This window comes from Methanosarcinales archaeon, from assembly GCA_014859725.1.
Classification (GTDB): Archaea; Halobacteriota; Methanosarcinia; order Methanosarcinales; family Methanocomedenaceae; genus Kmv04.
The window spans coordinates 1-9,537 of the sequence record JACUTQ010000084.1; the positions used below are offsets into that span (position 1 = coordinate 1).

The 9,537-nt window shown below is 44.3% G+C and carries 9 protein-coding genes; 1 reads left to right on the forward strand and 8 read right to left on the reverse strand.

Annotation, left to right across the window (positions count from 1 at the left end; translation table 11 throughout):
- Positions 1-244: 244 nt before the first annotated feature.
- The 8 genes from IBX40_08055 to gatE all read right to left on the reverse strand — a co-directional run bounded on the left by IBX40_08055 (position 245) and on the right by gatE (position 9,274).
- Entirely contained in the window at positions 245-1,171 is a 927-nt protein-coding gene (locus IBX40_08055; protein MBE0524267.1) for a methanogenesis marker 7 protein, read from the reverse strand.
- A complete protein-coding gene (locus tag IBX40_08060) occupies positions 1,164-1,766 on the reverse strand; it encodes a methanogenesis marker 17 protein (protein ID MBE0524268.1) in 603 nt (200 codons plus the stop codon). Before IBX40_08060 ends, IBX40_08055 begins: the two co-directional genes overlap by 8 nt.
- Positions 1,767-1,782: 16 nt before the next feature.
- The gene (locus IBX40_08065; protein MBE0524269.1) at positions 1,783-3,024 is read right to left on the reverse strand and encodes a methanogenesis marker 15 protein; all 1,242 of its coding nucleotides are present in this window, start codon (positions 3,022-3,024) and stop codon (positions 1,783-1,785) included.
- A gap of 1 nt (position 3,025) precedes the next feature.
- Positions 3,026-3,472: a methanogenesis marker 5 protein gene (locus tag IBX40_08070; GenBank protein MBE0524270.1), complete on the reverse strand. Its 447-nt coding sequence runs from the start codon at positions 3,470-3,472 to the stop codon at positions 3,026-3,028.
- A 2-nt stretch (positions 3,473-3,474) separates the two neighbouring features.
- Complete coding sequence (locus tag IBX40_08075; protein ID MBE0524271.1) at positions 3,475-3,915, reverse strand: methanogenesis marker 6 protein; 441 nt, start codon at positions 3,913-3,915, stop codon at positions 3,475-3,477.
- Positions 3,916-5,448: a methanogenesis marker 3 protein gene (locus IBX40_08080; protein MBE0524272.1), complete on the reverse strand. Its 1,533-nt coding sequence runs from the start codon at positions 5,446-5,448 to the stop codon at positions 3,916-3,918.
- Positions 5,449-5,514: 66 nt separating this feature from the next.
- Positions 5,515-7,137, reverse strand: coding sequence for a methyl coenzyme M reductase system, component A2 (gene atwA, locus IBX40_08085; GenBank protein ID MBE0524273.1), 1,623 nt, complete (start codon positions 7,135-7,137; stop codon positions 5,515-5,517).
- Between the two features lie 241 nt (positions 7,138-7,378).
- Positions 7,379-9,274: a Glu-tRNA(Gln) amidotransferase subunit GatE gene (gatE, locus tag IBX40_08090; protein ID MBE0524274.1), complete on the reverse strand. Its 1,896-nt coding sequence runs from the start codon at positions 9,272-9,274 to the stop codon at positions 7,379-7,381.
- 27 nt (positions 9,275-9,301) lie between these two features.
- Between gatE and IBX40_08095 the strand changes: the two genes are divergently transcribed.
- The coding region (locus IBX40_08095) for a hypothetical protein (protein MBE0524275.1) at positions 9,302-9,537 on the forward strand (236 nt) is incomplete at its 3' end.

The following is a 9,537-nucleotide window of genomic DNA, read 5'->3' on the forward strand; positions in this document are numbered from 1 at the left end:
ACCAGCTGGCGAATATGAGCTTAGCTCGGCACGCCCGCGTTCATCGGCGGTTAATATTTAATTGATTGTTATGCAGCAAACTGCAATCCATATTGGCGTATGTACTGTGTATCTACATAAATCTTCGGTTAAATTTAAGTATTCAAAGTTGACCTGGCCCAATTAAATTCAGTAGGGCTCAGGTACAGTGACGGGACCCCTGAGACTGGGAATATTGTAAAGGATATGGAATCGCTACTGAACCTCAGATCACAAATCCGGTCTCACTCTTGGGTTTAATATCCACCAGGATAAAATTCTTCATCCTGCTGGGTTTGATAATAGCAATATCCTTCAGCTTGACCCCTTCAACAAAGGAGACTTCACCCACCTTCTCATGGAACTCATCATAATCCAGCTTGATCTTCATACCACGTAATTTCAATGTAATGGGTAGCGGAGAGAGTACATCTTTGATCTCGGGCACCTGATCCTCGATCTCCTTTTTGACCCTGGGCGGCATCACGGTCAGTGGGTCCTTACTGATCGCTTCCCGTTCCTCATCCATAATCTCACCCACCACGTTAACTACCTCGTCCATGGCATGCATTTCATCGCCTTTTCGCAAACGGTGGGCGATCCGGCCCAGTGTCCTCACATAGGCACTGCAATAGGGAACATCCTCGGTTTTGATCTCAGGGGCCCCGACGACCACAATAGGAATATCCACATCCTGGTAAAGCTTGGGCTTGCTTTCGGTGATACAATGTTTGAAATTACCGAAAATATATACAGCCATATCATGCTCGTTAATAAGTTCCTTCTCCTCGTGTGAGATCTGGCACGTTCTGGAACCAACACCCCGGGCAAGACCGATCATATTGGTCTTCGCCCCTTTGCGGCGCAGGAACTCGGCAATATCGCAATCCGGATGTGGAAGATGATGGTATGCCAGTGTGGGGGCCACCACAGCGATCTCAGTACCTGACAGTGGTGCACGTGTTAATTCCCCCAGTAGTTTCTTGGTCATTTTCTCAACGAGCTCGATGTCCTTAATAGGCACCAGCATGATTATAATAACCTCGGTCTGCATTATGTTCTTCTGGAGAATAAAGCCGCCCAGGTCTTCTACCAGTTCCACCAACAGGTTATGTTTATGTACCCCACCTTCAAACATCATTGGTTCAAGCATGGTGAGCCTCCACTAATTTATCCCGCATGGCCTCTGCCCTGTCCTTCCAGTCCTGTTTGATAGGATCCTCAGACGCCACGAATAAAATATACTCATCAGTCAATTGATGATATCTGACCCTGAACCCTTCAGGGATGATCCTCAACATGGCATCCACTATCCTGTTATTTATCTCCTGCACCTTTTCATCAATGACCATATCTTTTAGCAGATCCACTTCAGTCATGTAATTGGCAGTTTCCACAATGATCTTGGTACGTTCTTTTTGATTGATATTCCCCTTGCCGTACCGTTCCCATAATTTATTGAGCAGTTGAGAGATATAGGTCTCTTTGTTGAGATTAATTATCACCTCTTGTTTCCCATATTCACCTATCCCCACATCTGCAAAGTCCTTGAGATGCACGGAAGGAAGTCCCATCCGTCGCAAACCTACAAATATGAATACGGGCTGGGTTACATCGATATAGACCCTGACCTTTTCTACCACCCTGCCCAGTGAAAGATCGGACAGTACATCCACTACCACCCGTTTATAGACTTCAGCGCCGATTTCTTCAGGGGATTCCACCACAATTGAGTCGTCTTCGTCCATCTATGCTTCCTCAAAGCTACTTATTAACAAATCCTGAAACTAAAAGTGCTGCACCTACAGCACCAATATATTGTGCATATGGAGGCACCAGCACATCTATCTTCAATAGCTCCTTCATGGCTTTTGGCACTCCTTCTATTAAGGACGACCCACCAACCATGATCAATGGTTCAATAACCTCCACTTCCTGGAGTTGCTGCTCAAACACCTGTTCAACTACACTGTAACATGCTGCAGCAGCCACGTCCTCAGGATTTGAACCTTTTGCCAGTGAATTGACCAGACTCTGGATACCAAAAACGATACAGTAACTGTTCATCTCCACGTTTTTCTGCATTCCCTTAACAGCAAGTGCACCAAGTTCAGTAATATCAACACCCAGACGTTTGGAAGTCATATCCAAAAACCGGCCTGAGGCACCAGCACAGATACCTCCCATTGTGAACATACCAGGGATGCCGTCCTGTACAGCTATGGCCTTATTGTCCATTCCCCCTATATCGATAACAGTTGCCGGACCGTGCTGTTTATCAGCCAGATAGACCGCACCTTTTGAGTTTATAGTGATCTCTTCCTGTACCAGGTCGGCATTGAACTCATCGCCAAGCAGGAACCTGCCATAGCCTGTAACACCCAGGGCCTGTATATCATCCCTGGTGACGCCTGCTTCTTTCATGGCCAGATCCAGCGCTTCCGTGGCACTTTCCAATACCCTGATTGTAGGTACCCAGCCTGTGCCTATGATCTCATTGTCCTTCATTATCACAGCTTTCGTGGTTGTTGACCCTGAGTCGATACCAGCGGTCAATCCTTCTTGAATTTCCCTGGCAAGCAAACTGCGCCGCCTGGCTGTTGTTGTTAATGCCTCCAGCCGGGTGAGCAGGGTACCGGCGGCAGTCCTTTCAGTAAATGAATAACTTATTACAGGGATTTTCGAATTCTCATAAATGTACCTGCGTATCTCATTGCGTGTCAACGCACCTTCAGCACATCTAAAACAAGTAGCTATTAATACCGCATCAGCTTGCGTCTTACCTTCTACAATAGCTTTTGCCCTGGCCATCATAAGTCTCAGATCTGGGCTGGCTACCTGAAGTCCGAACTCTTCTTCAGCATTTTGAACATCTTTGATCGTAATCTCAGGGAAGAAAATCTCGGCTTCTACAAGATTGGCAGCTTTATTGATCTCCTCCTGGATACCGCTGTATTCGCTGCCACAGGAAAGTTGAGCTATCCGAACCAATTTTTCGGTTGCCATTTCACTCACCTACCCTAAGTTTATCTAAGAACTCCTTTATCAGGTGCACGAAATCTTTTACATCGTCTGGTGTTTTTGGATAATCCAACTCCAGTAGAGGCACCTTTTTAGCCCTCACCAGGAAGTTGATCAGTTCATTTGTGCGGGCACATCCCATGCATCCGAATGAGATATCTGGTTCTTTTACAATGATTGCTGCCTCTGCCTCTTCCAGAAGAGGACCAAGCAGTGACATCCGGCCCCTGACTCCTGAAGGAACTTCTACTGCGGCATATTTCAGTCCCTTTTTAGGATCTTCAGGTGTAATATTGATTGGTGGGACTTCTATTCCTGCTGTGCGGATCTTCTTTCCGATCTCCTGCATTACTGCAAGAGGTTCATGACCAAACCTATCCACAAGATCGGATAATATCAGACTGTTGCTGGGGTAAATGAAAACTTTAACCATATCTAAACCTCTTTTGCGCCTTCTTCTTCAATGATCTTTTTGAGATATTCAAAAGTAATACGAGGCGGTTTTACTTTTATTTCAATTACATCTCCTCTTTCGATCTCTTCTAATGCTTCTGTAATAAATGGTAACATTTCAAATTCAATCTCATGCTGGTGGAACCCAGGTTTCGCTCCCCCACCCCGTCCTGCCCTGCACCTGTGTGGGTCGCCGGGTGGGACACCCCTTTCCTTAATAAATATCCTGTTGGGGTCCAGATCCCGGATCTCTTTAGCCACCATATCTACATCCTGTCTCTTACCCTCGATGATAAGCCCAAAACACGTTTCTTTTACTGTAATATCAGCTTTACTTTCATATATTTTGATAACCAGGTCGCTGGGGAGAGTGAATGTGGAGTGCAGTACGATCATCTTGCTAATTATATCATCCCGGGCCATCTATTCCACCTCAATAACATAGATAATATCGCCCTGTTTCAGATCCCCCAATTTTTCCGGATCCATAACTTTTCCAATTATATTGGTACAATGGAACTTCTCACCTGTTGGTCCATATCGTTTGTCATCAATGGTTTTTACACCGATAATACCGTACTGTTTTGATGCCTGGTTTGTTACGCCCACTTCGCCTGCCATCACTTTTTCTGAAGGAGTATTTTCAGGCATTAATTCTTTATATTTTTCTGCTCTTTTGATAGTTTTGAACAATACTGTGTTCTCATAGTTGAAATAGACCGGAAGTGGGCCTAATGGCCTTTGTTTAAGCCTGAGAGCATGTTTAAAGAACTCAACCGTGGTGGGTGATTTATCATAATAGAATCTAATATGGATCAACAACTGGGGCGGGATACATAATACTGAAGCATGCTTTGTTTCAACTATTTGCATTGTAGTCTCAGGCATTTGTTCAACCACAATGGCATCATCTCCATCATATCCATCGATCTCCAGTGTAAGCCCCCTTTCCTCTGCCAGTGCTTTTGACTGTTCGATCGTTAATCCTAAAAACATTACCTGGGGAGGATTGACCCTTACTTCAAGTTTATTCCCTTTCTCAGCAAGTTTGACAAGTTCCACTCCCTTTGTTATCGTTCCCACAATTGAATGGACTGCGCTGCTTGTCCGGTCCTCTTTTGAAATGAAAACCCGGCCCAAACCCTCACCTTCTGTACGCACTGATATGTTCCCTTCTGAACGGGAATCCAGGTTTTCAAATACGACGTCCTCGCTTATTAAAATATCATTGACCAAATAGGAACTTGAAATGTCATCCACCTTGAATAATCCTTTACGAACAAGTCCAATGAAATGTTCAGCACCCAGAGGAGCCTCTTTTTTCATATCAACTGAAAAGTATGTGAATATCTTCATACCATCTTCGAGAGGTGTATTCAAATCACTGGTGGTAATCTTATCAGTAAGGGTTTCCCACCTGATAACTGATTCAATCTGGTTGATCGTATCCCCCTGGTCCAGTTGTGTAACAATATTCTTACCACTTATCACCTTCGCAAACACGCCGCCGTCAGCAGGTGAGCCGTGGGATGCAGTGTGACGACCCTTTGAGATTACAACATAGGAATTTTTAGCATTGTATCCACCAGTACCAAAGATGAGGTCATATCTCTGATATTCAAAAGTGCTCTTATCAGGCTCAATGTCTGTTTCAACCGGTCCGAAAGCTACGGTGTCGAGTGTTGACCAATGTGCCCGTAATTCCTTTCCAATAAAATTAGTAACCCATTTTTTTTTGAATTCAGGTTTATCAGGATCAACTTCGATCTTAAATTCACCCTTATTTGTCCTTATACTGTACTCGGTGGTCAGCTCTTCCTTCAGTTCTCCACCTTTAACAATACCAATAGTCGCACCCGAAATATAGGAGGTTTTGGTCTTGTTAACAATATCACCAAGTGTGGCCCCTTCTTCAATATCTACAGAGATATCATTTATTTCTACATTGATGGTCACTATCTCTCCTCCATTTTATCATAGGTGCCAATGGATTAAATACTTTAAATTTATGAAATGAATGAATTATAATTCTTTTGATATCCCTTCGAGAGACTCCTCACGTTCTTCTTGAGTAAGTCGGCTAAGTACATCACCTGTTTCACCAATATCTACGATCTTACCTAATCTCATTAGAGCAGCCCTGTCACATACTTCTGCAACGAAGTCCATATCATGGGACACAATAACAAAAGTCTCGCCAAGAGTTTCCCTGGCATTAAGTATTGATCTGGAAACCTCGATCTTTGTTACAGGATCCATTGTGCCTGTGGGTTCATCAAAGACCAGTATCCTGGGTTCTTTCATTAGCACCTGGGCCATTGCAGTTCTGTGTCGTTCCCCTTCACTTAATTCATCTGGCATCTTTGAAAGGATATCCCGCGCTTTTCCCTCAGTGAAACCTGCAGTGATCAATGTAGATATGGCTTTTCTCTCACCCAGTTCATGAGGCAGTTCAAGTCCGATGGCATCGGTAAGGTTATCGATTACGTTTCGGTGAGGGTATAAACTATATTCCTGATGCAGCACTCCAATATATTTGGTCGCCCTTCCTTTACCGTTCACACCCATCACTTTCATGTCTATCCACTCATCTCCTACCCTGACATCGACATCACCCTCGGTGGGCTGCAAAAGACCAGTAATGATCTTGGATGTGGTGGTCTTGCCTGCACCACTAACTCCGATCAGTCCGAAAATCTCACCTTCAAGCACATCGAAATCAATACCATCTACTGCATTAACAACGCCTCGATCCAATGAGAAATATTTCATTTTAAGATTACTGACCTTGATCAGAGGTTCACCTATCTGAATCTCACCTTTTTCAATCTCCTGGACCTGTTCCATGAATTTTGCAGAAACCGTTTTTGGGTCTCCCTCAGCAAGAATTTCACCATCTTCTAATAAAATAGCTTTGTCAGAGAGCTCTTCTACCACGTGAGGCCAGTGAGAAGTAATGATTAATGACATGTTGTATTCTTTTACAGCATCCATTATACTTTCATGAACTAATTTTGCAGTTTTGGGATCCAGCGTACCTGTGGGTTCATCTGCAATAAGCAATATGGGGTCTTTCACAAGCTGTCTGGCCAGTACAACTCTTTGTTTCTCTCCACCACTTAGTTCGCGGGCAATATGCATCATACGGTGAGAAAGATGTACCTGGTCAAGCAGGTCTGCTGCCTTGTGTATAGCATCGGGGCCTTTTTCACCAATCTCGGTTAAAGCATTCATTACATTCACAATAACCCTATCATCTCCATACAAGGCAAAAGATCGTTGGAGCATGATGGCATTTCGCCTGGTTATGGCTTTTCTAACCGGATCATGTATTGGGAGAGTTACTAAATCTACTGTCTTTTGTTTTAGTTCGCCACCACATTTACGGCATGGTGTACCAACTTTACTTGGAGCTTCCACTAAATTGCATGCTTCGCAGTAGCTCAGGTGATATAACACTTGCCCGGACATGTTTTTAAACTCTTCAGCACCTCGCAGGACATGCATAAAAATTGATTTTCCTGCGCCGCTTTTCCCCAGTATTCCAATGGATTCCCCTTCATTGATGGTAAGATTGATATTCTTTAATACATCGACTCCATCAAATCCTACTGATAAATCTTTTATTTCTATAAAAACTGACATTTCTTTTCCCTCTTATGATTCTTTAGCGCATCTCCAATAATAATAAAGATTGTATTGATTATTTTAACGTAATTACCACACACAACCGTGAGAGGTTAGATACTGCAGTTACAGACTTTCGAATAAAATCCATACCTGAGTTTGATGTTATAGATAGATATATACAATACATAAATATAACGATAATCCGTTATATTGTTAACTTTCCAGATACATAATATACACTTATTATTTTTAATATTTAAGCTGTTCCAAATTGTTCTTCGATTTTCTTTTTGATAATGGTACTTAGAACTTTTCCGTCAACGCTGCCCCGTAGTTCTTTCATGACCACACCCATTAAGGGCCCAACTGCCCCCAAACCCCGCTGGGCAATAAAATCCTGGCGTTGGGCAATTATCTCATCCACCTTTTGTTCAATACTGTCCATATCCATCCCTCTCAAACCCAGATCAGTCGCGGCATCTTGCGCACCGATATCAGGCTGTTTTGATAGTGTCCTTAGCAGGTCGGGCAGGCCTTCTTTGGCTACATCACCAGAATTAATTAAATCAAATACCTGTAGAAAATGGTCGCCCTGTAATTGCTTAATGTCCACTCCTTCCCGCCTGAGTTCAGGCAATGTGCCCACAAGAGTACTGGCAACCAGAGTAGGACTTATCCCCTCTACCTTTGATAATATCTCCTCGAACAAGGTGAACTCGGTAGAATAAGCTATCCTGCCTGATAGTTCTTCGTTCAGGCCGAAATCTGCCATATACCTGGCCTTACGGCGGGGCAGCAGCTCAGGTAACTGTACTGCATCACGCATTTCCCGGGTCACTACCACTGGCGGCACATCGGTCTCAGGGTACATTCTTGCTGCCCCGGGTAAGGGCCGCATATAGGCTGAATTACCGTCTGGCAGTGCCCTTCTGGTCTCTTCCGGAATGGCTTCCAGGGCAAGTCTGGCTCGTTCTATTACCATCTGCATGGCTCCGTGGGCTCGATCTTCAAGGTCAGCCACCATTACAACACAATCTTCATCATGGGCATCCAGGGTCTTTCGCAGGGTCTCAATTTCCTTGTCAGTGATACCATATGCCGGCAGCTCATCAGTATGGAATATACCTCCAACACCTGACTTTTTAGCATAGTCAGAGAATTCTGTGCCCAATCTGCGGCCAGGTTGTATTTCGCTGCCCACAAGACCTGCGAAACCTGGTAGGTTTATTGCCTTCACCGCACCCTTCTTCAGTGCTTTTTTAATCACTTTGGACTGGGATTGGGCAAATATATCAGTGACATCAATGATCTCACCCGGAACTGTAGCATTCCTTCTGGTCAGTTCATCTTTGATCTCCAGCAGATTAACCTGTCTTTCCACTTCCTGCTCAAGAATTGTCTCGATCAGATCCAGTGCCTGTACCCCTTTGACCTCTACCCGGGCACCCCTGGCAATTGAGACATTCACATCCTGCCTGATGGTACCTAAGCCCCGTTTCACCCTTCCTGTTGAGCGCAGCAGCATTCCTAATAGCTCTGCCACTTCCCTTGCATGGGCTGGAGAGACAATATCAGGATCGGTGCCGATCTCCACCAGCGGGATGCCCAGTCTGTCAAGGGAGTATTCTACGCTATCGCCCCTGTCCTCTATCTTCTGGGCGGCTTCTTCTTCCAGGCAGAGTACGCTAATTCCCACATTATTGTGGGTTGTTTCTATGAATCCGCCTATCGATACCAGAGCTGAGCGCTGGAATCCTGAGGTATTTGAGCCGTCTATTACGATCTTACGCATGGTATGTACCTCATCAAACACATCCATGTGCATGAGCTTGGCCATCTGTAGCGTAATGGCCACCCCCTCAGGATTCAGTTCCCTTGGCGGTTCCTCATCATTTTCTACCAGGCAGGTAGTATTGTATGCCTTGTATACAAATTTCTTTGTCAGCATGGCCTCTTCAAGAGCAGCACTGTCTACCTCTCCCATTTCACTACGTGTAGGGCGAAGATACCGGAAAAACTCAAAATGAGAATCTTTTAGATCCCTAAGTATTGTGGGGCACCCGCAGAACAATTTTTCTTTTGTATCAAGCTGCTGGTGGATCTCTAACCCTGATTTAAAACCCAATTCATTATAGTCATATTGTCTGCTCATGGAAATCTAACTGTTAGGGTGGGAATAATGTTGTATAAAACTATTGATAATTCATGTCAGATGTTATTTGAGCTGTTCAATGAAGAGATGTTTGGTGCCTTTCCAGATCATCTGATTAAAATTATGGCCCAAGGTCCTGCCACAATGGTGATCAGGGAGAGCATGCGTAAGGCGACCAAAACTATCTTAAATCAGAACACTGAGTTTAAGAAATGGGTTACTGAAGCTGAAACACTGCAGGCTAAAGGGGACGATTATTGCAG

What these genes read in the sequence shown, in the direction of transcription:
- atwA (MBE0524273.1), bottom strand. Translation starts at nt 7,137, where the DNA reads ATGTCAGTTTTTATAGAAATAAAAGATTTATCAGTAGGATTTGATGGA.
- gatE (MBE0524274.1), bottom strand. Translation starts at nt 9,274, where the DNA reads ATGAGCAGACAATATGACTATAATGAATTGGGTTTTAAATCAGGGTTA.
- IBX40_08060 (MBE0524268.1), bottom strand. Translation starts at nt 1,766, where the DNA reads ATGGACGAAGACGACTCAATTGTGGTGGAATCCCCTGAAGAAATCGGC.
- IBX40_08070 (MBE0524270.1), bottom strand. Translation starts at nt 3,472, where the DNA reads ATGGTTAAAGTTTTCATTTACCCCAGCAACAGTCTGATATTATCCGAT.
- IBX40_08075 (MBE0524271.1), bottom strand. Translation starts at nt 3,915, where the DNA reads ATGGCCCGGGATGATATAATTAGCAAGATGATCGTACTGCACTCCACA.
- IBX40_08065 (MBE0524269.1), bottom strand. Translation starts at nt 3,024, where the DNA reads ATGGCAACCGAAAAATTGGTTCGGATAGCTCAACTTTCCTGTGGCAGC.
- IBX40_08055 (MBE0524267.1), bottom strand. Translation starts at nt 1,171, where the DNA reads ATGCTTGAACCAATGATGTTTGAAGGTGGGGTACATAAACATAACCTG.